The following is a 25,628-nucleotide window of genomic DNA, read 5'->3' on the forward strand; positions in this document are numbered from 1 at the left end:
ATGCATTTCACCATTCAACGCGAAGCCCTGTTGAAACCCCTGCAACTGGTCGCAGGCGTCGTCGAGCGCCGACAGACCTTGCCGGTGCTCTCCAACGTATTGCTGGTGGTCGAAGGCCAGCAATTGTCCCTGACCGGTACCGACCTGGAAGTCGAATTGGTTGGTCGTGTGCAGCTGGAAGAACCCGCCGAACCTGGCGAGATCACCGTGCCGGCGCGCAAGCTGATGGACATCTGCAAGAGCTTGCCGAACGACGCGCTGATCGACATCAAGGTCGATGAAGCCAAATTGGTGGTCAAGGCCGGTCGCAGCCGCTTCACCTTGTCCACGCTGCCAGCCAATGACTTCCCAACCGTGGAAGAAGGCCCAGGCTCTCTGACCTGCAGCCTGGAGCAAAGCAAGCTGCGCCGTTTGATCGAGCGCACCAGCTTCGCCATGGCCCAGCAGGACGTACGCTACTACCTCAACGGCATGCTGCTGGAAGTGTCCGAAGGCATTATCCGCGCTGTGGCTACAGACGGTCACCGCCTGGCGATGTGCTCGATGCGTGCTGATATTGGTCAGCCTGACCGCCACCAGGTCATCGTGCCGCGTAAAGGTATCCTGGAGCTGGCCCGCTTGCTCACTGAGCCGGAAGGCATTGTCAGCATCGTGTTGGGCCAGCATCACATCCGCGCAACCACTGGCGAGTTTACTTTCACTTCCAAGCTGGTCGACGGCAAGTTCCCGGATTACGAGCGCGTCTTGCCTAAAGGCGGCGACAAGTTGGTACTGGGCGATCGTCAGGCCCTGCGTGAAGCCTTCAGCCGCACGGCGATCCTGTCGAACGAAAAGTACCGCGGCATTCGCCTGCAACTGGCCAACGGTCAGCTGAAAATCCAGGCCAACAACCCGGAGCAGGAAGAAGCGGAAGAAGAAGTGGGCGTCGACTACAACGGCGGCTCGTTGGAAATCGGCTTCAACGTGAGCTACTTGCTCGACGTGCTGGGTGTGATGACCACCGAACAGGTTCGTCTGATTCTGTCCGATTCCAACAGCAGCGCCCTGGTGCAAGAATCTGATAACGACGACTCGGCTTACGTTGTCATGCCGATGCGCCTGTAATCATGCTCAGCAGAAGCTAGATGTCCCTCAGTCGCGTCTCGGTCACCGCGGTGCGCAATTTGCACCCGGTGACCTTCTCCCCCTCCCCCCGCATCAATATCCTCCACGGCGCCAACGGCAGTGGCAAAACCAGCGTGCTGGAAGCCATTCACCTGCTAGGCCTTGCCCGTTCGTTTCGCAGTGCACGCTTGTTGCCGGTGATTCAGTACGAACAACTGGCGTGCACGGTATTCGGCCAGGTCGAATTGGCTGAAGGTGGGCACAGCGCCCTGGGGATATCCCGTGATCGTGGTGGGGAGTTTCAGATTCGTATCGATGGTCAAAACGCGCGTAGTGCGGCGCAGTTGGCAGAAATCCTGCCGCTGCAATTGATCAACCCTGACAGCTTCAGGCTGTTGGAAGGTGCGCCAAAAATCCGCAGGCAATTCCTCGATTGGGGAGTGTTCCACGTGGAACCGCGTTTCATGGCCACTTGGCAGCGCCTGCAGAAGGCCCTGCGGCAGCGGAACTCATGGCTGCGGCATGGTACACTTGACGCCGCTTCACAAGCGGCCTGGGACCGGGAACTGTGCCTGGCCAGCGACGAAATAGATGAATACCGACGCGCCTATATCAAAGCCTTGAAACCAGTCTTTGAGCAGACCTTGAGTGAGCTATTGGACCTCGAGGGGCTGACGCTGAGCTACTACCGTGGTTGGGACAAAGAGCGTGAACTGAGTGCGGTGCTTGCCACGTCCTTGCAACGGGATCAGCAAATTGGCCATACCCAGGCCGGACCCCAACGGGCTGACTTGCGCCTTAGACTAGGCGCACATAATGCTGCGGATATCTTGTCCCGCGGTCAGCAGAAGTTGGTGGTGTGTGCACTGCGTATTGCCCAGGGCCATCTGGTTAGCCAGGCTCGGCGCGGTCAGTGTATTTATCTGGTGGATGACTTGCCGTCAGAGCTCGACGAGCAACACCGCCGTGCGTTATGCCGCTTGTTGGAAGACTTACGCTGCCAGGTATTTATCACCTGTGTAGACCACGAATTATTGAGGGAAGGCTGGCAGACGGAAACGCCAGTCGCTTTGTTCCACGTGGAACAGGGCCGTATCACCCAGACCCACGACCATCGGGAGTGAAGGCATGAGCGAAGAAAACACGTACGACTCGACCAGCATTAAAGTGCTGAAAGGTTTGGATGCCGTACGCAAACGTCCCGGTATGTACATCGGCGACACCGATGATGGTAGCGGTCTGCACCACATGGTGTTCGAGGTGGTCGATAACTCGATCGACGAAGCTCTGGCCGGTTACTGCGACGATATCAGCATCATCATCCACCCGGACGAGTCCATCACCGTGCGCGACAACGGTCGTGGCATTCCGGTAGACGTGCACAAAGAAGAAGGCGTTTCGGCAGCAGAGGTCATCATGACCGTGCTCCACGCCGGCGGTAAGTTCGACGACAACTCCTATAAAGTTTCCGGCGGTTTGCACGGTGTAGGTGTTTCGGTAGTAAACGCCCTCTCCGAAGAATTGGTGTTGACTGTTCGCCGTAGCGGCAAGATCTGGGAACAGACCTACGTGCACGGTGTGCCTCAAGCACCGATGGCGATTGTGGGTGACAGTGAAACCACGGGTACCCAGATTCACTTCAAGGCCTCCAGCGAGACCTTCAAGAACATCCACTTCAGCTGGGACATCCTGGCCAAGCGCATTCGTGAGCTGTCCTTCCTCAACTCCGGCGTAGGTATCGTCCTTAAAGACGAGCGCAGCGGCAAGGAAGAGCTGTTCAAGTACGAAGGTGGCTTGCGTGCGTTCGTTGAATACCTGAACACCAACAAGACTGCGGTCAACCAGGTGTTCCACTTCAACATCCAGCGTGAAGACGGCATCGGTGTAGAAATCGCCCTGCAGTGGAACGACAGCTTCAACGAGAACCTGTTGTGCTTCACCAACAACATTCCGCAGCGCGATGGCGGTACTCACTTGGTGGGTTTCCGTTCCGCACTGACGCGTAACCTGAACACCTACATCGAAGCCGAAGGCCTGGCCAAGAAGCATAAAGTTGCCACCACCGGTGACGACGCGCGCGAAGGCCTGACTGCGATTATCTCGGTTAAAGTGCCGGACCCTAAGTTCAGCTCCCAGACCAAAGACAAGCTGGTGTCTTCCGAAGTGAAGACCGCAGTGGAACAAGAGATGGGCAAGTACTTCTCTGACTTCCTGCTTGAGAACCCGAACGAAGCCAAGCTGGTTGTCGGCAAGATGATCGATGCGGCACGTGCTCGTGAAGCGGCGCGTAAAGCCCGTGAGATGACCCGCCGTAAAGGTGCGTTGGATATCGCTGGCCTGCCGGGCAAATTGGCCGACTGCCAGGAGAAGGACCCTGCCCTCTCCGAACTATACCTGGTGGAAGGTGACTCTGCTGGCGGTTCCGCCAAGCAGGGTCGTAACCGTCGCACCCAGGCCATCCTGCCGTTGAAGGGTAAGATCCTCAACGTCGAGAAAGCGCGCTTCGACAAGATGATTTCCTCCCAGGAAGTCGGCACCTTGATCACGGCGTTGGGCTGCGGTATCGGCCGCGAAGAGTACAACATCGACAAGCTGCGCTATCACAACATCATCATCATGACCGATGCTGACGTCGACGGTTCGCACATTCGTACCCTGCTGCTGACCTTCTTCTTCCGTCAGTTGCCGGAGCTGATCGAACGCGGCTACATCTACATCGCCCAGCCGCCGTTGTACAAAGTCAAAAAGGGCAAGCAAGAGCAATACATCAAAGACGACGACGCCATGGAAGAGTACATGACGCAGTCGGCCTTGGAAGATGCCAGCTTGCACTTGAACGACGAAGCCCCGGGCATTTCCGGTGAGGCGCTGGAGCGTCTGGTTAACGACTTCCGCATGGTGATGAAGACTCTCAAGCGTCTGTCGCGCCTGTATCCGCAGGAACTGACCGAGCACTTTATCTACCTGCCGGCCGTCAGCCTGGAACAGTTGGGCGATCATGCAGCAATGCAGGATTGGCTGGCCCAGTACGAAGTACGCCTGCGCACCGTCGAGAAGTCTGGCCTGGTTTACAAAGCCAGCCTGCGTGAAGACCGTGAACGTAACGTATGGCTGCCAGAGGTCGAGCTGATCTCCCACGGCCTGTCGAACTACGTCACTTTCAACCGTGACTTCTTCGGCAGCAACGACTACAAAACCGTGGTGACCCTGGGCGCGCAACTGAGCACCCTGCTGGACGACGGCGCTTACATCCAACGTGGCGAACGCAAGAAGCAGGTCAAGGAATTCAAGGAAGCCCTTGACTGGCTGATGGCCGAAAGCACCAAGCGTCACACCATCCAGCGATACAAAGGTCTGGGCGAAATGAACCCGGATCAACTGTGGGAAACCACCATGGACCCAAGCCAGCGTCGTATGCTGCGCGTTACCATCGAAGACGCCATTGGCGCAGACCAGATCTTCAACACCCTCATGGGTGATGCGGTCGAACCTCGCCGTGACTTCATCGAAAGCAACGCATTGGCGGTTTCCAACCTGGACTTCTGATCAGGCAAACCGGCAAAACAAAAAGGCCAACGCTTAGCGTTGGCCTTTTTTATTGGGTACTCGAACAGGCAGTTTTGAAATGCTCCACGTGGAACATCTGCGTTTTACCCCGGAGTCGTTGCGGCCACACTCTCCAACCGATAGCCGTATCCGTAGATCGTCAGCAGTTGCCAGCCGCGATCTGCCGTCAGCCCAAGCTTGTTACGCAGACGGTAGATGTGGGTATCCAGTGGCCGCGACGACACCATTTCTTCATGGGTCCAGAAACGCTCGTACAGGTATTCCCGAGACAGCGGGCGTGCCAGGTTGGCAAACAAGCAGCTAGCGAGTCGATACTCGCGCTCGGTCAGGTTGATCGGCTTGCCCGCACGGGTAACGGTCAACTCGGCATCATCGAAGGTCAGGTCATTGAAGCTCTGCACTTCATGGGCGTTGGTTTTCTGCAGGCCGTGGCGGCGCAAAACGGCCGACACCCGGGCCTTCAATTCATTGGGACGAAAGGGCTTGCTGACGTAGTCATCGGCGCCGCTGTTCAATGCGGTAACGATATCGCTCTCTGCATCACGGCTCGTCAGCATGATCACTGCGGGGGGCGACTCCATGTGTTCGCGAGTCCAGCGCAACAGAGCAATGCCGGTGATATCGGGCAACTGCCAATCGAGTATCAGCAGATCAAACGTTTCCCGGCGCAGTTGGCGCAGCAGGTCTTCACCCCGTTCAAAAAAATGCAGGGACCAAGGCTGTTCCGTGGTGCTGGGGATTTGTCGCAGTGTCTGTTCAACCCGACGCAATTCCGCGGGCTCGTCATCCAGTATTGCGACACGCATGGGTGGGTCCTTTCTACTAAAAAATACGGCGGCCAACTTCGGGCTAGGCTGCTCAATTACCGGCCTTTGAATCTGAAGAATTGTGGTCAGAATTAACGGCCTTATGATTCCCTCGGTAGGCTGATATCAAAGAGCCCTTAACCCACTGAAAGACTTCAAAACCGATGTAGGAAAGATACCGGCTCCTGCCCCTGAGGAAAAGGATCAGCCGACACATGCGCTGCCGTCATCCTGTGCGCGTCGGTGTCAGATGCCTTCTGGAACCCCTAACCTTGATGAGCACCATGACCTTTTCCCCTAACCGATTGTGCTACGCCCTCTCCTCATTGCTGGGTTTGGTGGTGGGGGCGGCGCATGCTTCTGCTGTGGTGCGCCCGCCCTATATTGATAACCCATGGATGTGTCGAGCGCAGCCGCTACCGGCCGTTGTGCAGCACCTGACGGGAGAAGCCTGGAAGCTCGACACCAAGGGCCAATTACGCCCATTGCAGGAAGGCATGACGATTGATGAGAAGGAAGGTGTGAAAACCTCGGCCTCGGCGTTTGTCAGCCTGTTGCTGGGCGATGGTTCCCGGGTGGTGTTGCCGTCAAGTTCGCAGGTGCGTTTGCATATGGAGCAGAGGCAATCGATTCCCCAGGTCATCCTGGAACAGGGTCAGGCCGAGGCCTATGTGATCAAGCAGCCCAGTCAGCATGACCGGTTCCAGATCGTGACACCCGTTGGCGTGCTGGGCGTGCGCGGTACGCACTTTCGGGTGCGGGACGACGGCGAGCAATCCATGCTTGAGGTGCTGGATGGGCAGGTAGCCGCCAACCGGGACACCCGGAAAAAACCTGATGAAGACGAAGTAAAAGTCGGTGCTCGCCAAGGCCTGCTGTTCAAGAAGCAAGGCGATCTGAACACCGTGACACTCCTGCCCGCACCCAAGTTGGTGGGTCAGGATGGGCAAAAAGGTGATGCACCTATGTGGAAGTTGTACGTGCGGCCCTTACCCGGCGCCCAGCGCTATCGCGCCCAAGTCGCCACCGACCAAGCCTTTATGAACATCAAGCAGGAAAACTTTTCCAGCGAGCCGAAAATGAGCTTCACTGGGCTCAAAGCATCGTTCTATCACGTGCGATTGTCGGCTTACGACGAACAGGGCCTGGAGGGAGAAACCGGGGTTTATGACATCTTCTACTACCCGCCCGCAACGCAGGCCAAGGCCTCTGGTGGCTAATCAATGATGCTCTGGCGCAAGGCCGAGAAACGCCAACCCACCCATGCACAGCGCCTGTTCCACGGTTTGGTCCGTGAGTGGCTGTGGATAGGTTTGCTGCTCTTGCCTATCACTGCTTACCTGTCGCTCAGCCCAGGACTGGCGCTGAACAACCCGCTGTATGACAGCCTGCGCCGCCTCACCCCGCTGCCGGTAGACCCGCGCATCCTGTTGGTCACCATTGATGACAAGAGTTTGAAAGACCTCGGCCGATGGCCCTGGCCGCGCAGCCTGCACGCAGACCTGATCGACCGCCTGAATGCTGCACAGCCCGCAGCCATCCTGTTCGATGTGATTTTCAGCGAGCCCGGTGAGCCGGCCAATGATCGGCGTCTTGCCCAATCAGTGTGCGAGGCCGGTAACGTGTTGCTGCCGCTGTTGCGCGAAGACGCCACCCGCTACAGCCAGCCCGGCGCACAACTACTGCCGCTGCTCAAATGTGCCAAGGGCGTAGGGCATATCAATGTCGAGGCCGACAGTGACGGTGTGGTTCGCAATCTGTACATGCGTGAAGGCCCGCCTGATGACACCACGCCGCAACTGGCGTGGATGGCGTACACGCTGAGTGGCCAGGCGGACGAGATGCCTGGTGAGGCGCTGGAGCCGATCAGTGCGCACTGGCACCGTGAACACGCCATACGTATTCCGTTCATTGGTGCCCATACGCACTTTCCGAGTGTGTCCTACGCCAGCGTCCTACGGGGTGAGGTGCCTGCTGAGCAACTGCGTGATCGGCTGATTTTTGTCGGTGCCACGGCGTCTGGCATGGGTGATCGTTTTGTCACCCCGCTCTCCTCTACCGTCGGTACCACGGCTGGGGTAGAGATCCAGGCGAACGTCCTCAATGGACTGCTTCAAGGCCGAAGCATCGTCGACCTTCCCGGTTGGCTGGCTGCGTTGATGGCGACTTCAGGGGTGGCGTTGCTGCTGGGTCTATTGCTCTACCGGCCGCGTTACGCCCTGTGGATGACCCTGGGCTGCATGGCTGCTGCGTTGCTGGGCTCTTTGGCCTTGCTGCGCCTGGGTCATTGGTGGTCGCCTGCGGCGTGCCTGATTGGCCTTTTGCTCAGCTACCTGATCTGGAACTGGCGCCGCCTCAGTGTGATCCTTGCCTACTTCGGCTGGGAACTGGCTAGGTTGGATAACGAACCCAAAGTGCTGCCTGAGCGCCGCAGGGCACCCGCCAGCAAAGGCGACGTGCTGCAAGCGCGTATCTTTGCCCTGGAGCAAGCCGTAAGCCGTACACGGGATACCCGGCGCTTCATGGCTGACGGCCTGGAATGCCTGCCGGTTGCCACCCTGATTACCGACCCCCAAGGCAATATCTTGCTGGCCAACCGCATTGCCCGCGACGTATTTGGCCATGACTTGATCACCGCAAACCTGCTCGAAGAACTGGCCGACTTGGGCTATCCGCCGCTGCACAATGGCGTGCGCCCTGCCCTGTCAGTGTTGGAGCTGGTCGAGTTCCGGGACATCCACCAGCGCAGCCTGCGCATGGAGCTGGCCCCCATGTTGCCGGCTGACGGCGACGTCGCGCTCGGCTGGCTGCTGAGCCTTACAGACCTGAGTAAGGAACGTAACGCCCAGCAGCACCGGGAGACCATGTTGCGTTTCTTGTCCCACGACCTGCGCGCCCCCCATTCAGCGATCCTCGCGCTGCTGGATGTGCACAATGGCGAATCCCCGGTATTCGCCCAGATCGAGCAACAAGTGCGGCGGGCCTTGAGCCTTACCGAATCCTTCGTACAACTGGCCAAGGCCGAGGCTGACGGTTACCAATTCCAGCCAACCCTGTTCGCCATGTTGGTCATGGATGCCTTCGACCAGGTGGCGGTGATCGCGCAGCTCAAGGGCATTCACTTGGTCCACGACCTGGATGAGGCCGACGAGGGCATGATCCTGGCCGACCAATCGTTGCTGACCCGGGCGTTATTCAACGTACTGGAGAATGCGATCAAATATTCCCCCTCCGGCACCACCGTTCGGTTGAGCCACGCCAGCGTGCAGGGATGGCTTGAGTGCCGCATCAGCGACCAGGGGCCCGGGATCGCGCCAGCGGATCTGCCGGAGTTGTTCAGTCAATACCGACGCTTCGATTCGGCCCAGGGCAGCGAGGGGCTGGGGTTGGGCCTGACCATGGTCAAGGCCGTGCTGGAACGTCATGGCGGGCGCATTCGATGCGACAGCGAACTCGGCATAGGCACAACATTCAGCCTGCAACTGCCCTTGCTGGACGACTAAAAAAACGTACTTTTCCGCTGTGCATAAAAAACCGGTCACAAGGACCGGTTTTTTAATGCTGAAAAAACTTATGCACGTTTTTCGTGATTTTATGAGCTGAAGAAATATGTAAGTAAATCAGCCTGTTATGAATCAAAAAAGCCAATTCGCCAACAAACCGTACACAGGTTATCCACAGATCCTCAAACCGCCGGCGTCTCGACCACAACCGGCTCCGGCGGCAACGAACCCATGGCTCGTTGCTGGGCTTCATTCCACGCCTGGGCACGGTCATTCAGTGCCGCAATGGCGCGTGGTCCTTCACCTTCGGCGTACATCGGCTCGCCGATGACCACGGTGATGGTGCCTTCGCGTTTGGCCCAGCCGGTCTTTGGCCAGAACTTGCCAGCGTTGTGCGCAATCGGCAGCACCGGCAGGTTGGCGTTGACTGCCAGAGCCGTACCGCCGCGTGAGAACTTGCCTACGGTGCCGTAGGGAACGCGCGTACCTTCCGGGAAGATCAGTACCCAAACGTTGTCCTTGAGCAGCTCATCGCCCTTCTTGGCCACGTGCTTGAGGGCGGCCTTGGGGTTGTCGCGGTCGATGGCGATCGGCCGCAGCATGGCCATGGCCCAGCCGAAGAACGGCACGTACAACAGTTCGCGCTTGAGCACCTGGCTCAGGGGTGAGAAGTATGCCGAGAGAAAGAACGTCTCCCAGGTGCTCTGGTGGTTCGACAGAATCACGCAGGGCTGGTCCGGCACATTTTCAGCACCCTTGACCTCAAAACGGATGTTCAGGAACACCTTGGTCAGCCACAACGCGCAGCGGCACCAATAGACGTTGATAAAGCGATAACGCGCCTTGAACGGCAGGAAGGGCGCAATAAAAAAGCTCAGGGTGCACCAGAGGAACGAACTGGTGCCCAGCAGCAGGTAAAAGAAAAAGGTTCTGATGGCCTGCAAAATCGACATGGCGGCATTTACCGTTGCGGGACGCGGCCCGCCTGCTAAAAGCGCACTCCCGAGCAATCCTTGTTCAGGAAGTCGAGGGCGGCTAGTTGTTGATAAGTTCTGCGGCAACGGCCGCCAGATCGTCAAAAATCAAGGTGCCTACCGGCAGGTTTTTCGCCTGGGTCTTTTCGCCTTTCCCGGTCTTAACCAAAACTGGCTGAGAGTCGACGGCTTTGGCCGCCTCCAGGTCACCGAGGCTATCCCCGACGAACCATATCCCAGCTAACGGCACCTTGTAATGTTCTGCAATGGTTTTCAACATGCCAGGCTTGGGTTTGCGGCAATCGCAGCCCTCGTCCGGCCCGTGGGAACAGTACACCACCAGCCCCACCTCACCGCCCTGCTCAGCCACTAACGTGCGCAAGCGCGCGTGCATGGCGTTCAGGGTGGCGATGTCGTAGTAACCACGGGCGATGCCGGACTGGTTGGTGGCGATGGCCACCGTCCAGCCGGCTTTGCTCAACTGCGCGATGGCCTCAATCGAGCCGGGCAGTGGAATCCACTCCGCCACCGACTTGATGTAAGCGTCGGAGTCGTAATTGATCACTCCGTCCCGATCGAGAATCAGCAGTTTCAACATGGTTAGCTCAGCGTCGAAATGTCAGCGATATTGACGAACAAGCCGCGCAGGCGCGCCAGCATGGCGTAGCGGTTTTTCCGCACGCTGGCATCGTCGGCGTTGATCATCACGGCTTCGAAGAACGCATCCACCGGCTCACGCAAGGTGGCCAGGCGCGCCAGGGCTTCGGCGTAGTTGCGTTCGGCGATCAGCGGTTTCACCGCGTTTTCTGCCTTGGCGATGGCCGAGTTCAGCGAGAACTCCTTGGCGTCGGCAAACAGGCCAGGGTCGACTTCGGCGTTGCCCAGGCCTTCGGCCTTGCTCAGCAGGTTCGACACGCGCTTGTTCACGGCGGCCAGGGCATCGGCTTCCGGCAATTTGCGGAAGGCCTGTACTGCTTGTACGCGTTGGTCGAAGTCCAGCGCCGAACCCGGCTGCAGGGCACGTACCGACAGGTACACCGACACGTCCACGCCTTCGTCTTCATAACGCGCACGCAGGCGGTCGAAGACGAACTCCAGCACTTGCTCGGCCAGGCCGGCTTGCTTGACCTTGCCGCCGAACTGGCCAACCGCGAACACCACGGCCTGGGTCAGGTCGAGGTCCAGCTTCTTGTCGATCAGGATGCGCAGCACACCCAGGGCGGCGCGGCGCAGGGCGTACGGGTCTTTGCTGCCGGTTGGCAACATGCCGATACCGAAGATACCCACAAGCGTATCCAGCTTGTCAGCGATCGCCACCGCTGCACCGGTCAAGGTGCTTGGCAGTTCAGCGCCAGCACCACGCGGCATGTACTGCTCGTTCAGGGCCAGGGCCACATCGTCCGGCTCGCCGTCGTTGAGGGCGTAGTAGTAGCCGGCAACGCCTTGCATCTCCGGGAACTCGCCGACCATCTCGGTGGCCAGGTCGCACTTGGACAGCAGGCCCGCACGCGCAGCCCATGCAGCGTCACCGCCAATGCGTGGCGCGATGTAGGCGGCCAGCTTGGAAACACGTACGGCCTTGTCGTAGACGCTGCCGAGTTTTTCCTGGAACACCACGTTCTGCAGGCGCAGGTTGAAGTCTTCCAGCTTCTGCTTCTTGTCTTGCTTGAAGAAGAACTCGGCGTCGGTCAGGCGCGGGCGAACGACTTTCTCGTTACCGGCGATGATCTGCTGCGGGTCCTTGCTCTCGATGTTGGCCACGGTGATGAAGCGCGGCAGCAACTTGCCGTCCACGTCCAGCAGGCAGAAATACTTCTGGTTGTCCTGCATGGTGGTGATCAGGGCTTCCTGCGGCACGTCGAGGAAACGTTCTTCGAACGAGCACACCAGCGGCACCGGCCATTCAACCAGGGCGGTCACTTCATCCAGCAGGCTTGGCGGCACGATGGCGGTGCCTTCCTGCAGGCGGGCCAGTTCTTCGGTGCGCTTGCTGATCAGCTCGCGACGCTCGTTGGCGTCGGCCAGCACGTAAGCGGCACGCAGGTCGGCGGCGTAGTTGGCCGGCGAAGTGATGCGTACGGCTTGCGGGTGGTGGAAGCGGTGGCCACGGGAGTCACGGCCGGCTTTCTGGGCAAGGATGGTGCAATCGATGACCTGGTCACCGAGCAGCATCACCAGCCACTGGGTCGGACGCACGAATTCTTCCTTGCGTGCGCCCCAGCGCATACGCTTGGGGATCGGCAGGTCGTTCAACGAGTCTTCAACGATGGTCGGCAGCAGGCTTGCAGTCGGCTTGCCGGTGATGACCTGGCTGAAACGCAGTTTCGGGCCGCTCTGGTCGATCTCGCTCAGCTCGACGCCACACTTCTTGGCGAAACCCAGTGCCGCTTGAGTCGGGTTGCCTTCGGCGTCGAACGCGGCCTGGCGCGGTGGGCCGTCGAGGTTGATGCTGCGGTCCGGCTGCTGGGTTTCCAGCGCGGTCAGCAACACCGCCAGGCGACGTGGCGCGGCGTAGACTTTTTTCGCTTCGAACTTCAGGCCAGCGGTTTGCAGGCCTTTTTCGATACCGGCCAGGAACGCGTCGGCCAGGGTATTCAGTGCCTTGGGTGGCAGCTCTTCGGTGCCCAGTTCAACCAGGAAATCTTGAGCACTCATTGTGCAGCCTCCAGCTTAGCCAACACTTCATCACGCAGGTCCGGGGTTGCCATCGGGAAGCCCAGCTTGGCGCGAGCCAGCAGGTAGGCTTGGGCGACGGAACGCGCCAGGGTGCGTACACGCAGGATGTATTGCTGGCGCGCGGTTACCGAGATGGCACGGCGGGCGTCCAGCAGGTTGAAGGTATGGGAGGCCTTCAACACCATTTCATAGCTTGGCAACGGCAGCGGCTGGTCCAGTTCGATCAGGCGCTTGGCTTCGCTTTCATAGAAGTCGAACAGTTCGAACAGCTTGTCGACGTTGGCGTGTTCGAAGTTGTAGGTGGACTGCTCCACTTCGTTCTGGTGGAACACGTCGCCGTAGGTAACCTTGCCGAACGGGCCGTCTGCCCACACCAGGTCGTAGACCGAGTCCACGCCCTGCAGGTACATGGCCAGGCGCTCCAGGCCGTAGGTGATTTCGCCGGTCACCGGGTAGCACTCGATGCCACCGGCCTGCTGGAAGTAAGTGAACTGCGTCACTTCCATGCCGTTGAGCCAGACCTCCCAGCCCAGGCCCCAGGCGCCCAGGGTCGGCGATTCCCAGTTGTCTTCAACGAAGCGGATATCGTGGACCAGTGGGTCCAGGCCCACGTGCTTGAGCGAGCCCAGGTACAGTTCCTGGAAATTGTCCGGGTTCGGCTTCAGTACCACCTGGAACTGGTAGTAGTGCTGCAGACGGTTCGGGTTTTCGCCGTAGCGGCCGTCAGTCGGGCGACGACTGGGCTGCACATAAGCGGCGTTCCAGGTTTCCGGGCCGATGGCCCGCAGGAATGTTGCGGTGTGGAAAGTGCCGGCGCCTACTTCCATATCGTAGGGCTGAAGTACCACACAACCTTGCTCGGCCCAGTATTGCTGGAGGGCGAGGATCAAGTCTTGGAAGGTACGCACGGCTGGCGTAGGCTGGCTCACGAAATTCACCTGTTACTTGGGCTGCGATTTAAAGAGCGGGAGTATACCCGATTCGGCCGCGCCACCATCCCCTGGAGCCTTATGCCACGCTGCTTTTGGTGTTCTGAAGATCCGCTGTACATGGCTTATCACGATCAGGAGTGGGGAACGCCGCTGCGCGACGCACAGGGATTGTTCGAGTTGCTTTTGCTCGAAGGGTTCCAGGCGGGCCTTTCCTGGATCACCGTTTTACGCAAACGCGAGCATTATCGAAAGGTCTTGTTTGGTTTTGATGCGCAGCGCCTGGCGCGCTTGACTGATGACGAGATCGAAGCGCTGATGCAGGACCCGGGTATCGTGCGCAATCGTCTGAAGCTCAACGCCACCCGACGCAATGCCGCCGCCTGGCTGGCGCTGGAGGACCCGGTAGGGTTGCTCTGGTCCTTCGTTGGCGGCAAGCCCAAGGTCAATCATTTCAAGGATCGCAGCGAAGTCCCGGCGATCACCCCCGAGGCCGAAGCCATGAGCCGCGCCTTGAAAAAAGCCGGTTTTACCTTCGTCGGCCCGACCATTTGCTACGCGTTCATGCAGGCTTCTGGCATGGTCATGGACCACACCCTGGACTGCGACCGTTACGCGGACCTGGCCAACGCCGGTTAGAATGCCGGCTTTGCGCACCACACACGATCAGGAGTGACCTGTGGAAAAGTTTAAAGGCGCCTTGCTGGTAGGCGCTCTCCGGTTGTTTGCCCTGCTGCCCTGGCGTGCTGTCCAGGCGGTCGGCACGGCGATTGGCTGGATCATGTGGAAAACCCCCAACCGTTCTCGCGACACGGTGCGGATCAACCTCTCCAAGTGCTTCCCGGACATGGACCCGGCCGCCCGCGAGCGCCTCGTCGGCCAAAGCCTGATGGACATCGGCAAGTCCCTGACCGAAAGCGCCTGTGCCTGGATCTGGCCGGCCCAGCGCTCCATCGACCTGGTGCGTGAAGTGGAAGGCCTGGAAGTGCTGCACGAAGCCCTGGCCTCGGGCAAAGGCGTGGTCGGCATCACCAGCCACCTGGGCAACTGGGAAGTGCTGAACCACTTCTATTGCAGCCAGTGCAAACCGATCATTTTCTACCGCCCGCCCAAGCTCAAGGCGGTGGACGAGTTGCTGCGCAAGCAGCGCGTGCAGTTGGGCAACCGCGTGGCAGCCTCCACCAAGGAAGGCATCCTCAGCGTGATCAAGGAAGTGCGCAAAGGTGGCCAGGTGGGCATTCCCGCCGACCCGGAACCGGCTGAATCGGCCGGAATCTTCGTACCGTTCTTCGCCACCCAGGCACTCACCAGCAAGTTCGTGCCGAACATGCTGGCGGGCCACAAGGCTGTTGGCGTGTTCCTGCACGCGCTGCGGCTGCCGGACGGTTCGGGTTACAAAGTGATATTGGAAGCGGCGCCGGAAGACATGTACAGCACCGACACCGCCACGTCCTGCGCGGCGATGAGCAAGGTGGTAGAGCGTTATGTCGGCGCCTACCCAAGCCAGTACATGTGGAGCATGAAGCGCTTCAAGAAGCGCCCACCGGGTGAGGCGCGGTGGTACTGATTAACCGCTGACCTCCCTGCCAATGGAGGTCAAATGTGGGAGCTGGCTTGCCTGCGATAGCATCACCTCGGTGCAACTGACAGACCGAGTTGCCTGCATCGCAGGCAAGCCAGCTCCCACAGGGGATCGCCTCAGGCCTGGCGGTCGAGTTTCTTCAGGAATACCGTCATTTCTTTCTCGGCCTGTTTATCACCATGGGCCTGGGCCGCCACAATCCCCTGCTCCCACGCCAACCGGGCCGCTGCGCGGTCTTCCAGCCCCAACTGCGCCTTGCCCAACAGCTTCCACGCCGCCGAATATTTCGGGTCGAACTCCACGCACTTGCGCAAATGCTCTGCCGCCCTGGCGTTGTCCTTCAAGTCCAGATAACCCTTGCCCAGCCCAAAGCGCAGCAGCGAATTATCCACACCCTTGGCCAGCATTTTCTCGAGTGACTCAAGCATACGAAGAACCCTGTAGGAGCCGGCTTGCCGGCGATAGCGTCATCAGAAAAAGCTCAGCCCCACGTGGAACAACTTCTCCACATCGCGGATATGTTTCTTATCCACCAGGAACAGGATCACATGGTCACCGGTTTCGATCACCGTGTCGTCGTGGGCGATGATCACCTCTTCGTCACGAATGATCGCGCCAATGGTGGTGCCGGGCGGCAAGCCGATATCGCGGATGGCCTTGCCGATCACCTTGCTGGATTTGGAGTCACCGTGGGCGATCGCCTCGATGGCCTCCGCCGCGCCACGGCGTAGGGAATGCACACTCACGATGTCGCCACGGCGCACGTGGGCGAGCAACGTACCGATGGTGGCCAGCTGCGGGCTGATGGCGATGTCGATATCGCCGCCCTGGATCAGGTCCACATAAGCCGGGTTATTGATGATGGTCATCACCTTCTTCGCCCCGAGCCGTTTGGCCAGCAGCGACGACATGATGTTGGCTTCGTCATCGTTGGTCAGCGCCAGGAAAATATCCGCGTCGGCGATGTTTTCTTCCATCAGCAGGTCGCGGTCCGAGGCACTGCCTTGCAGTACGACGGTGCTGTCCAGCGTGTCGGACAAATGCCGGCAACGTGCCGGGCTCATCTCGATGATCTTCACCTGGTAGCGGCTCTCGATGGCCTCGGCCAAACGCTCACCAATCTGCCCACCGCCGGCGATGACGATACGCTTGTAGGTTTCGTCGAGGCGGCGCATTTCGCTCATCACGGCGCGAATATTCGCCTTGGCGGCAATGAAAAATACTTCGTCGTCGGCCTCGATCACCGTGTCGCCCTGGGGCAGGATCGGCCGGTCACGCCGGAAAATCGCCGCGACGCGGGTTTCGACATTCGGCATGTGTTCGCGTAGCTGGCGCAGCTGCTGGCCCACCAGCGGGCCGCCGTAGTACGCCTTCACGGCCACCAGTTGGGCCTTGCCTTCGGCGAAGTCGATCACCTGCAAGGCGCCGGGAATTTCGATCAGGCGCTTGATGTAGTGGGTAACCACTTGTTCCGGGCTGATCAGCACGTCCACCGGGATCGCGTCGTTATCGAACAGGCCGGCGCGGGTCAGGTAGGCGGCTTCGCGCACGCGGGCGATCTTGGTCGGGGTGTGGAACAGGGTGTGGGCGACCTGGCACGCGACCATGTTGGTCTCATCGCTGTTGGTCACCGCCACCAGCATGTCGGCGTCGTCGGCACCCGCCTGGCGCAGCACGGTCGGGAACGACGCGCGGCCTTGTACGGTGCGGATGTCCAGGCGGTCGCCGAGGTTGCGCAGGCGCTCGCTGTCGGTGTCGACCACCGTGATGTCGTTGGCTTCGCTGGCCAAATGTTCGGCCAACGTGCCGCCGACCTGCCCTGCCCCAAGGATGATGATTTTCATCCGGTCACTCCCTTAAAACCGTTCAGCCGCGAGCGGCGGCGATCTTGATCAGTTTGGCGTAGTAGAAGCCGTCGTGGCCGCCTTCCTGGGCGAGCAATTGGCGACCATGGAGCTGCTTGATGCCGGCCGTGGTCGCCAGGTCCAACTCGCGTGCGCCGCTGGTACGGGCCAGGAAGGCTTCGATGACTTCGGTGTTTTCGGTCGGCAGCGTGGAGCAGGTGGCATAGAGCAGGATGCCGCCGACTTCCAGGGTTGGCCACATCGCGTCGAGCAATTCGCCTTGCAGCACGGCCAGGGCGGCGATGTCGTCGGGCTGGCGCGTGAGCTTGATATCCGGGTGACGGCGAATCACACCGGTGGCGGAGCACGGCGCGTCCAGCAGGATGCGCTGGAAGGGTTTGCCGTCCCACCAGGTGGCGGTGTCGCGGCCGTCGGCAGCAATCAGCTCGGCGCTCAGGCCCAGGCGTGCAAGGTTCTCACGCACGCGCACCAGGCGTTTGGCTTCCAGGTCGACCGCGACCACACCGGCGAGGTCTTTTTCGACTTCCAGGATGTGACACGTCTTACCGCCCGGCGCGCAGCAGGCGTCGAGTACGCGTTGGCCGGGCGCCAGGTCGAGCAGGTCGGCGGCGAGTTGCGCCGCTTCGTCCTGCACGCTGATCCAGCCTTCGGCAAAGCCCGGCAGGCTGCGCACATCGGTGGCGGCTTCGAGCACGATACCGTCGACGCTGTACACGCAGGGCGTGGCGTTGATACCGGCGTGGGTGAGCAATTGCAGGTAGGCGTCGCGGCTGTGATGACGACGGTTGACCCGCAGGATCATCGGCGGGTGCGCGTTGTTGGCGGCGCAGATGGCTTCCCATTGCTCAGGCCAGAAAGCCTTCAGGGACTTCTGCAGCCAGCGCGGGTGGGCGGTGCGCACCACCGGGTCATGTTCCAGCTCGGCCAGCAGCGCTTCGCTTTCGCGCTGGGCGCGGCGCAGCACGGCATTGAGCAGGGCCTTGGCCCACGGCTTTTTCAGTTTGTCGGCGCAACCGACCGTCTCGCCGATGGCGGCGTGGGCCGGCACGCGGGTGTAAAGCAGTTGGTAGAGACCGACCAGCAACAGCGCTTCCACATCCGCATCCGCCGCCTTGAACGGTTTTTGCAGCAGCTTGGCCGCCAGCGCCGACAAGCGTGGCTGCCAACGGGCGGTGCCAAAGGCCAGGTCCTGGGTGAAACCGCGATCACGGTCTTCGACCTTGTCCAGCTGGGTGGGCAACGAACTGTTCAGCGAAGCCTTGCCGTTGAGGACGGCGGCCAGAGCCTTGGCGGCGGCCAGACGTGGGTTCATTGGGCAGCACCCAAGACAGTGCCCAGGGCAAATTTCTCACGACGGCTATTGAACAAATCGCTGAAATTAAGCGCCTTGCCGCCAGGCAATTGCAGACGGCTCAGGCACAGCGCCTGTTCGCCGCAGGCCACCAACAGGCCCTCTTTGCTGGCGCCGATGATTTCACCGGGTGCGCCTTTGCCTTCTGCCAGGGTCGCGGCCAGTACTTTCAAGGCTTCGCCGTTGAGGGTGCTGTGGCAGATTGGCCACGGGTTGAAGGCGCGTACCAGGCGCTCCAGCTCCACGGCCGGGCGGCTCCAATCGATGCGCGCTTCGTCTTTGTTCAGTTTGTGGGCGTAAGTGGCCAGGCTGTCGTCCTGCACTTCGCCTTCCAGGGTGCCAGCTGCCAAGCCGGCGATGGCCTGGATCACAGCCGGCGGGCCCAGCTCGGCGAGGCGGTCGTGCAGGCTGCCACCGGTGTCTTGGCCGGTGATCGGGGTGGTCACCTTGAGCAGCATCGGGCCGGTGTCCAAACCCGCCTCCATGCGCATCACGGTCACACCGCTTTCGCTGTCGCCGGCTTCCACGGCGCGTTGGATCGGCGCCGCACCACGCCAGCGGGGCAGCAGCGAGGCGTGGCTGTTGATGCAGCCCAGGCGCGGGATATCCAGCACCGCTTGCGGCAGGATCAGGCCATAGGCCACGACTACCAACAGGTCGGGTTTCAGTGCCGCCAGTTCGGCCTGGGCCTCGGCGTTGCGCAGGGTCGGCGGCTGCAGCACGGGGAGGTTGTGCTCCAGCGCCAGTTGCTTGACCGGGCTCGGCATCAGTTTTTGCCCGCGACCGGCCGGGCGATCCGGCTGGGTGTACACCGCGACGATGTCATAAGGGCTGGCAAGCAGGGCCTTGAGGTGTTCGGCGGCAAATTCGGGAGTGCCGGCAAAAACAATGCGCAGTGGCTCGGTCATGGGAGGTCTCGGTTAAAAACAGTCACAAAAGAAAAAGGCTTGCCGCAGCAAGCCTTTGGAAGAGAGGCATCAAGCTTGCTGGCGATGCTTTTTTTCCAGCTTCTTCTTGATCCGGTCACGCTTGAGCGTGGACAGGTAATCGACAAACAGCTTGCCGTTGAGGTGGTCGCATTCGTGCTGGATGCACACCGCCAGCAGGCCTTCGGCGATCAGCTCGAACGGCTTGCCATCACGGTCCAGGGCCTTGATCTTCACGCGCAGCGGGCGTTCGACGTTCTCGTAGAACTCGGGCACCGACAGGCAGCCTTCCTGGTACTCACCCATCTCGTCGGTCAGCGGTTCGAACTCGGGGTTGATGTACACCATCGGTTCGCTGCGATCTTCCGACAGGTCCATGACCACGACGCGCTGATGCACGTTGACCTGGGTCGCGGCGAGGCCGATGCCCGGGGCTTCATACATTGTTTCAAACATGTCATCGACCAACTGACGAACCTTGTCGTCCACTACGGCCACCGGTTTGGCGATCGTGCGCAGGCGCGAGTCGGGAAATTCGAGGATGTTCAAAATAGCCATAAGCGTAATTGCTGCACATGTGAGGTAGAGGCAAATCGGCGTTGGGATGGACCCAGACTGCCGGTGTGAAACGCCCAAAAGCCACGAAGGCACGGGGATTTCACGCGAACGCACATAATAAAGGAGATTCACCCCATGAGGAAATCGCTACTCGTCTTGCTGCTGTGGGCCCCCTTCGCCATGGCCCTGCTGCCCCCGCCCGCCCAGCGTCTGGATCAACCGACGCAACAGGCGATCCAACGCTTCCTGCTGCACAACCGCATTCTCGATACCCCGCAGGATTTGGACAACGCACCGTATATTGTCGCCGCGGACGCCGGCCGCGTCCTGGGCGCCCATGACGAACCCGTGCATGCCCGGGGCCAACTGGACCCGGCCCTGCCCAGCTACGGGATCTTTCGCCGGGGCAAGACCTACACCGACCCCGACACTCAGGAGCTGCTGGGTGTAAACGCCGATGACATCGGCACCGCCCGCTTTGTGACAGCAGGCGACGTCACCACCCTGGCGGTGCAGCGGGTGACACAGGAGGTGCGCCCCGGCGACCGCTTGCTGAGAACCGAAGCCCCCATTGCGTTGGCAGATCTTGAAGTCGCGCAACGTGCGCCCTTCATTGAAGGAAAAATCATCGATATCCCCAAGGGCGTGACCCAGATCGGCGTGCTGGATGCCGTCACCCTGAACAAGGGCCGCCGCGATGGCCTGGTCGAAGGCCAGCTGCTCACGGTGATCAAGGCCGGCGCCACCGTACGTGACGCTCTCACTGGCGTTCCGGTGAAACTCCCCGACGAACGCGCTGGCACCCTGCTGGTGTTTCGTACCTATGAAAAGCTCAGTTACGGCCTGGTACTCAAGGCCTCACGACCCTTGGCGGTCATGGACCGTTTCGAGACTGCCCATCAAACACAATAAATAGCCTGCTAAATAAGTTACCAACAGAGTTATCCACAGCTTGTTCCGGTCAAGGATGATCAGATGTATCCGATAAACAGCCATGAAATTTCCCCGTCAGAACTGGAAGCTCGTCTACGCTTGCACAGGCTGCCGGAACTGGGTCCGAAGCGTTTTCGCCTGTTGATCGAAGCGTTCGGCTCGGCCTCCAAGGCGATCAGCGCACCGGCCAGTGCCTGGCGCTCCCTGGGGTTGCCCGCGATCAGTGCAGAGGCACGGCGCAGCCATGAAATACGCGACGGTGCCAGTGCCGCATTGGCGTGGCTGGCCCGCCCGGCCCAGCATTTGCTGATGTGGGACCACCCGGACTACCCGGCACTGCTCGCTCAGATCGACGATGCGCCACCGCTTTTGTTCGTTGCCGGTAACCCCGCCATCCTCGAAAAACCGCAGTTGGCGATGGTCGGCAGCCGTCGTGCTTCTCGCCCTGGCATGGACACGGCCGCCGCGTTTTCCCGCAGCCTGGCGAGTGCCGGTTTTGTGATCACCAGCGGGTTGGCGCTGGGCATCGACGGTGCTGCCCACCAAGCGGCATTGGATGTGGGTGGGCATACCATCGGTGTGCTTGGCACCGGGCTGGAAAATTTTTATCCACAGCGCCACAGGAAACTGGCTGACGCGATGATTGCCCAGGGCAGCGCCGTGGTTTCCGAGTTTCCGCTGGATGCCGCACCCCAGGCTGGCAACTTTCCACGGCGCAATCGGATCATCAGCGGCTTGTCCCTGGGTGTGCTGGTGGTGGAGGCCAGCATGGCCAGCGGTTCATTGATCACCGCGAAGCTGGCAGCCGAGCAAGGGCGCGAGGTGTATGCGATTCCGGGCTCCATTCATCATCCTGGGGCCAAGGGCTGCCATCAGTTGATCCGCGAGGGGGCGGTGCTGGTGGAAACCATCGAGCACATTCTTGAAGGGTTGCGCGGCTGGCAGGCGCTGTCCCGCCCGGCGCCAGTGCCGGTGACCCATCCACTGGTGGCCCTGTTGCACGCTGCGCCCCATACCAGCGAAGCCTTGGCGATGGCCAGCGGGCGGCCTTTGTCCCAGGTGTTGGCAACCCTTACGGAACTGGAGCTGGAAGGCCAGGTGATCTGTGAAAGCGGACGCTGGCTGGCGCGCTGTGCGCTTTTGTAGGGATGGGTTTTGTAACGAAGATCGGTAAACTGCGCAGAGCTTTAAGTCCGGAGAGTGAGCAATGGTCAACAGGTGGCGTGTGCTGGAAGCCGCACGAGAAATTCGCGCAGGCGCGGTGATTGCCTATCCGACCGAAGCGGTCTGGGGCCTGGGCTGCGACCCGTGGAATGAAGAAGCGGTGGACCGGTTGCTGGCGATCAAGAATCGCTCGGTGGACAAGGGCCTGATCCTGGTGGCGGACAACATCCGCCAGTTCGACTTCCTGTTCGAAGACTTCCCGGACACCTGGATCGAACGCATGGCCAGCACCTGGCCGGGGCCGAACACTTGGTTGGTGCCCCATCAAGACTTGCTGCCCGAATGGGTGACCGGTGTGCATGACACCGTGGCCCTGCGGGTCAGCGATCACCCGCTGGTGCGGGATTTGTGTTCGTTGGTCGGGCCGCTGATTTCGACGTCGGCCAACCCCCAGGGGCGGCCGTCTGCGCGCACGCGACTTCGCGTGGAGCAGTATTTCCGTGGTCAGCTTGACCTGGTATTGGGCGGCGCTTTGGGTGGGCGCAAGAACCCGAGCTTGATTCGGGATTTGGCCACGGGTGAGGTGGTGCGGCCGTCTTGAGACCGAGGTGTGGCCATCGCGGGCAAGCCCGGCTCCCACATTTGACCGTGTTGTCATGAACGACACTGATCAACTGTGGGAGCCGGGCTTGCCCGCGATGAGGCCCTCACAGACGCCGAAAACCCATGGTGTTAAGGCAACAGAATGGTCGACCCCGTCGTCCGCCGTCCCGACAACTCCGTCTGCGCTTTCGCCGCATCCGCCAGCGCACACCGCTGGTTGATATCGATGCGCACCTTGCCGCTCTTGATCATCGAGAACAGATCATCGGCCATCGCCTGCAGGTTTTCCGGGTTATTCGCGTAGGTCGCCAGGGTCGGGCGCGTCACATACAGCGAGCCTTTCGCCGCCAGGATCCCCAGGTTCACCCCGTCGACCGCACCCGACGCATTGCCAAAACTCACCACCAACCCACGGGGTGCCACGCTGTCCAGCGAGGTCAACCAAGTGTCTTTGCCAACGCCGTCATACACCACCGGGACTTTCTTGCCGTCGGTCAATTCCAGCACGCGCTGTGCGACGTTTTCCTTGCTGTAGTCGATGGTTTCCCACGCGCCCAAGGATTTGGCCAGCGCGGCTTTTTCCGGCGAGCTGACGGTACCGATCAGCTTCACGCCCAGCGCCTTGGCCCATTGGCAGGCCAGGGAGCCCACGCCACCGGCAGCGGCGTGGAACAGGATGGTTTCACCGCCCTTCAACTCATAGGTCTGGCGCAGCAGGTACTGCACGGTCAGGCCTTTGAGCATGGCGCCAGCGGCTTGTTCGAAGCTGATGTCGTCTGGCAGGTGCACCAGGTTGGCGGCAGGCAGCACGTGCAGTTGGCTGTAGGCTCCCAGTGGTCCACTGCCGTAGGCCACGCGGTCGCCGACCTTGAATTGGGTAACTTCGCTGCCGACCGCATCGACCACACCGGCGCCTTCTGCGCCCAGCCCCGACGGCAAGGCGGGCGGTGCGTACAGGCCGCTGCGGAAATAGGTGTCGATGAAGTTCAGGCCGATGGCCTCATTACGCACGCGAACCTGCTGTGGGCCAGGCTCCGCTGGGGTGTAGTCCACATATTCAAGGACTTCGGGGCCGCCATGGGCGCTGAACTGGATACGTTTGGCCATCTGCACTTCTCCTGGGTTCGAATTCGCGTAGCCCCCTATCGGACTCCTAAGCTTGATCTTCGTCAACTGCGGCACAGCGGGGTGCGGTGGTATCCTGTGCGCCCATTTGCCGCCGACGCCCAATGGCCTCGTGTAGCTTTGCCCGATTCAAGGTGATGCCATGACTACCCGCACCGAGGCTGTAAAGGCCTACCTGCTTGACCTGCAAGACCGCATTTGCAGCGCCCTGGAAACCTTCGAGACGGACACTCGCTTTATCGAAGACGCCTGGACCCGGCCTGCCGGTGGCGGTGGTCGCACCCGCGTGATCGCAGACGGTTCGGTGATCGAAAAAGGCGGCGTTAACTTTTCCCACGTGTTTGGTAGCGGTCTCCCACCTTCTGCCAGTGCCCATCGCCCCGAGTTGGCCGGCCGTGGTTTCGAAGCCCTGGGCGTATCGTTGGTGATCCACCCGCATAACCCGCACATTCCTACTTCCCACGCCAACGTGCGCTTTTTCATCGCCGAAAAAGAAGGCGAAGAACCGGTGTGGTGGTTCGGTGGCGGTTTCGACCTCACGCCCTACTACGGCAACGAAGAAGACTGCATTCACTGGCACCGCGTGGCCGAGCAGGCTTGTGCGCCTTTCGGCCCGGACGTGTATTCGCGCTACAAGGCCTGGTGCGACACCTACTTCCACATCAAGCACCGCAACGAACCGCGTGGCATCGGCGGCCTGTTCTTCGACGACTTGAACGAGTGGGACTTCGACACCTGCTTCGCCTTCATCCGCGCCATCGGTGACGCTTACATCGACGCCTACCTGCCGATCGTGCAGCGCCGCAAGGCCACGCCCTATACCGAGCAGCAGCGCGAGTTCCAGGAGTTCCGCCGTGGCCGCTACGTGGAATTCAACCTGGTCTACGACCGTGGCACGTTGTTCGGCCTGCAATCGGGCGGGCGCACCGAGTCGATCCTGATGTCGCTGCCGCCGCAAGTGCGCTGGAGCTACGACTGGAAAGCCGAAGCCGGCAGCGAAGAAGCACGTCTCACCGACTACTTCCTGCAAGACCGTGACTGGCTGGGCCTCGCCGCGCCCAAGGCGGCTGTCTGATGGACCGTTATGTCGTGTTCGGCAACCCCATCGGCCACAGCAAGTCGCCGCTGATCCACCGAATGTTCGCCGAGCAGACCGGCGAGCAACTGGACTACAGCACCTTACTGGCGCCGCTGGAGGATTTCACCGGGTGTGCCCGTGCGTTTTTTGCGCAAGGCCGTGGCGCCAACGTCACCGTGCCGTTCAAGGAAGAGGCCTACCGCCTGGCCCACACCCTCACCGAACGTGCCCAACGCGCTGGCGCGGTGAACACCCTGAGCAAGCTGGCCGATGGCAGCCTGTTGGGCGATAACACCGACGGTGCCGGCCTGGTGCGCGACCTCACGGTGAATGCCGGGTTGAGCCTGCAAGGCAAACGCATCCTGTTGCTGGGCGCCGGTGGCGCGGTACGTGGCGCGCTGGAACCGTTGCTGGCCGAGCAGCCGGCTTCGCTGATCATCGCCAACCGCACCGTGGAAAAGGCCGAAATGCTTGCTGAGCTGTTCGACGACCTGGGCCCGGTGTCTGCCAGCGGTTTCGACTGGTTGCGTGAGCCGGTGGACGTGATCATCAACGCCACTTCCGCCAGCCTGTCAGGCGATGTACCGCCGATTGCAGGCAGCCTGATCGAACCGGGCAAGACCTTTTGCTACGACATGATGTACGCCAAGGAACCGACGGCGTTTTGCCGCTGGGCCACTGAACAGGGCGCAGCCGTGGCAATGGATGGCCTGGGTATGCTGGTGGAACAGGCGGCGGAAGCCTTCTTCCTGTGGCGCGGTGTGCGCCCGGCGTCGGCGCCGGTGTTGGCCGAGCTGCGCCGCCAGTTGATTCAAGCCTTGTGAAGACCCCTGTGGGAGCTGGCTTGCCTGCGATAGCGGTATGTCAGGTACACATCTGTTGGT

Annotated in this window: 23 protein-coding genes; 12 read left to right on the forward strand and 11 right to left on the reverse strand. The window is 60.7% G+C overall.

Features of this window, described 5'->3' with window-relative positions; all coding sequences use genetic code 11:
• From dnaN to gyrB, 3 genes are read left to right on the forward strand one after another with little or no spacing between them, the layout of a single operon-like run.
• Nucleotides 1-1,104: a DNA polymerase III subunit beta gene (dnaN, locus tag HX792_RS02275; protein ID WP_176994578.1), complete on the forward strand. Its 1,104-nt coding sequence runs from the start codon at nucleotides 1-3 to the stop codon at nucleotides 1,102-1,104.
• A gap of 20 nt (nucleotides 1,105-1,124) precedes the next feature.
• Entirely contained in the window at nucleotides 1,125-2,228 is a 1,104-nt protein-coding gene (gene recF, locus HX792_RS02280; RefSeq protein ID WP_101265038.1) for a DNA replication/repair protein RecF, read from the forward strand.
• Nucleotides 2,229-2,232: 4 nt separating this feature from the next.
• Nucleotides 2,233-4,650: a DNA topoisomerase (ATP-hydrolyzing) subunit B gene (gene gyrB / locus HX792_RS02285; protein ID WP_176994579.1), complete on the forward strand. Its 2,418-nt coding sequence runs from the start codon at nucleotides 2,233-2,235 to the stop codon at nucleotides 4,648-4,650.
• Between the two features lie 104 nt (nucleotides 4,651-4,754).
• Here gyrB and HX792_RS02290 read toward each other — a convergent pair whose 3' ends face one another.
• The gene (locus tag HX792_RS02290; protein WP_176994580.1) at nucleotides 4,755-5,477 is read right to left on the reverse strand and encodes a response regulator transcription factor; all 723 of its coding nucleotides are present in this window, start codon (nucleotides 5,475-5,477) and stop codon (nucleotides 4,755-4,757) included.
• 257 nt (nucleotides 5,478-5,734) lie between these two features.
• Here HX792_RS02290 and HX792_RS02295 point away from each other — a divergent pair, with 257 nt between their 5' ends.
• Both HX792_RS02295 and HX792_RS02300 read left to right on the forward strand, forming a co-directional pair.
• The gene (locus tag HX792_RS02295; RefSeq protein ID WP_371319322.1) at nucleotides 5,735-6,697 is read left to right on the forward strand and encodes a FecR domain-containing protein; all 963 of its coding nucleotides are present in this window, start codon (nucleotides 5,735-5,737) and stop codon (nucleotides 6,695-6,697) included.
• 3 nt (nucleotides 6,698-6,700) lie between these two features.
• On the forward strand, nucleotides 6,701-8,980 hold the full coding sequence (locus HX792_RS02300) for a CHASE2 domain-containing protein (protein ID WP_176994581.1): 2,280 nt from the start codon (nucleotides 6,701-6,703) through the stop codon (nucleotides 8,978-8,980).
• 182 nt (nucleotides 8,981-9,162) lie between these two features.
• Here the strand turns inward: HX792_RS02300 and HX792_RS02305 are convergent, their stop codons facing one another.
• From HX792_RS02305 to glyQ, 4 genes are all read right to left on the reverse strand, one after another.
• Complete coding sequence (locus HX792_RS02305) at nucleotides 9,163-9,933, reverse strand: 1-acyl-sn-glycerol-3-phosphate acyltransferase (RefSeq protein WP_176994582.1); 771 nt, start codon at nucleotides 9,931-9,933, stop codon at nucleotides 9,163-9,165.
• A gap of 82 nt (nucleotides 9,934-10,015) precedes the next feature.
• On the reverse strand, nucleotides 10,016-10,552 hold the full coding sequence (gene gmhB, locus HX792_RS02310) for a D-glycero-beta-D-manno-heptose 1,7-bisphosphate 7-phosphatase (RefSeq protein ID WP_176994583.1): 537 nt from the start codon (nucleotides 10,550-10,552) through the stop codon (nucleotides 10,016-10,018).
• A gap of 2 nt (nucleotides 10,553-10,554) precedes the next feature.
• Entirely contained in the window at nucleotides 10,555-12,609 is a 2,055-nt protein-coding gene (glyS, locus tag HX792_RS02315; RefSeq protein ID WP_176994584.1) for a glycine--tRNA ligase subunit beta, read from the reverse strand.
• Nucleotides 12,606-13,559, reverse strand: a complete 954-nt coding sequence (gene glyQ, locus HX792_RS02320) for a glycine--tRNA ligase subunit alpha (RefSeq protein ID WP_003187265.1) — start codon at nucleotides 13,557-13,559, stop codon at nucleotides 12,606-12,608. The genes glyS and glyQ overlap by 4 nt, the downstream gene beginning before the upstream one ends.
• An 81-nt stretch (nucleotides 13,560-13,640) precedes the next feature.
• On the opposite strand from glyQ, the gene HX792_RS02325 reads away from it, so the two are divergent.
• A complete protein-coding gene (locus HX792_RS02325; protein ID WP_176994585.1) occupies nucleotides 13,641-14,198 on the forward strand; it encodes a DNA-3-methyladenine glycosylase I in 558 nt (185 codons plus the stop codon).
• Nucleotides 14,199-14,238: 40 nt separating this feature from the next.
• Nucleotides 14,239-15,126: a lysophospholipid acyltransferase gene (locus HX792_RS02330; protein WP_176994586.1), complete on the forward strand. Its 888-nt coding sequence runs from the start codon at nucleotides 14,239-14,241 to the stop codon at nucleotides 15,124-15,126.
• Between the two features lie 131 nt (nucleotides 15,127-15,257).
• On the opposite strand, the gene HX792_RS02335 is transcribed toward HX792_RS02330, so the two are convergent.
• From HX792_RS02335 to def, 5 genes are all read right to left on the reverse strand, one after another.
• Nucleotides 15,258-15,569: a hypothetical protein gene (locus HX792_RS02335; protein ID WP_176994587.1), complete on the reverse strand. Its 312-nt coding sequence runs from the start codon at nucleotides 15,567-15,569 to the stop codon at nucleotides 15,258-15,260.
• Between the two features lie 42 nt (nucleotides 15,570-15,611).
• A complete protein-coding gene (gene trkA, locus HX792_RS02340; RefSeq protein ID WP_176994588.1) occupies nucleotides 15,612-16,985 on the reverse strand; it encodes a Trk system potassium transporter TrkA in 1,374 nt (457 codons plus the stop codon).
• 22 nt (nucleotides 16,986-17,007) lie between these two features.
• On the reverse strand, nucleotides 17,008-18,318 hold the full coding sequence (gene rsmB / locus HX792_RS02345; RefSeq protein ID WP_176994589.1) for a 16S rRNA (cytosine(967)-C(5))-methyltransferase RsmB: 1,311 nt from the start codon (nucleotides 18,316-18,318) through the stop codon (nucleotides 17,008-17,010).
• The gene (gene fmt / locus HX792_RS02350) at nucleotides 18,315-19,265 is read right to left on the reverse strand and encodes a methionyl-tRNA formyltransferase (protein WP_176994590.1); all 951 of its coding nucleotides are present in this window, start codon (nucleotides 19,263-19,265) and stop codon (nucleotides 18,315-18,317) included. The genes rsmB and fmt overlap by 4 nt, the downstream gene beginning before the upstream one ends.
• A gap of 69 nt (nucleotides 19,266-19,334) precedes the next feature.
• Nucleotides 19,335-19,841, reverse strand: a complete 507-nt coding sequence (gene def, locus HX792_RS02355; protein ID WP_016978734.1) for a peptide deformylase — start codon at nucleotides 19,839-19,841, stop codon at nucleotides 19,335-19,337.
• 135 nt (nucleotides 19,842-19,976) lie between these two features.
• Here def and HX792_RS02360 point away from each other — a divergent pair, with 135 nt between their 5' ends.
• From HX792_RS02360 to HX792_RS02370, 3 genes are all read left to right on the forward strand, one after another.
• Nucleotides 19,977-20,753 (forward strand): peptidoglycan-binding protein, encoded by a 777-nt coding sequence (locus tag HX792_RS02360; protein ID WP_176994591.1) that lies wholly within the window; start codon nucleotides 19,977-19,979, stop codon nucleotides 20,751-20,753.
• Nucleotides 20,754-20,816: 63 nt separating this feature from the next.
• The gene (gene dprA / locus HX792_RS02365; RefSeq protein WP_176994592.1) at nucleotides 20,817-21,920 is read left to right on the forward strand and encodes a DNA-processing protein DprA; all 1,104 of its coding nucleotides are present in this window, start codon (nucleotides 20,817-20,819) and stop codon (nucleotides 21,918-21,920) included.
• 61 nt (nucleotides 21,921-21,981) lie between these two features.
• Entirely contained in the window at nucleotides 21,982-22,539 is a 558-nt protein-coding gene (locus tag HX792_RS02370; RefSeq protein WP_176994593.1) for an L-threonylcarbamoyladenylate synthase, read from the forward strand.
• Nucleotides 22,540-22,670: 131 nt separating this feature from the next.
• Here the strand turns inward: HX792_RS02370 and HX792_RS02375 are convergent, their stop codons facing one another.
• A complete protein-coding gene (locus HX792_RS02375) occupies nucleotides 22,671-23,648 on the reverse strand; it encodes a quinone oxidoreductase (protein WP_176994594.1) in 978 nt (325 codons plus the stop codon).
• Nucleotides 23,649-23,808: 160 nt separating this feature from the next.
• On the opposite strand from HX792_RS02375, the gene hemF reads away from it, so the two are divergent.
• Nucleotides 23,809-24,741, forward strand: coding sequence for an oxygen-dependent coproporphyrinogen oxidase (gene hemF, locus HX792_RS02380; protein ID WP_176994595.1), 933 nt, complete (start codon nucleotides 23,809-23,811; stop codon nucleotides 24,739-24,741).
• Nucleotides 24,741-25,568: a shikimate dehydrogenase gene (gene aroE / locus HX792_RS02385; RefSeq protein WP_176994596.1), complete on the forward strand. Its 828-nt coding sequence runs from the start codon at nucleotides 24,741-24,743 to the stop codon at nucleotides 25,566-25,568. The genes hemF and aroE overlap by 1 nt, the downstream gene beginning before the upstream one ends.
• Nucleotides 25,569-25,628 lie beyond the last annotated feature (60 nt).

The organism is Pseudomonas sp. B6002, assembly GCF_013385985.1.
In the GTDB taxonomy this organism is placed as follows: Bacteria; Pseudomonadota; Gammaproteobacteria; order Pseudomonadales; family Pseudomonadaceae; genus Aquipseudomonas.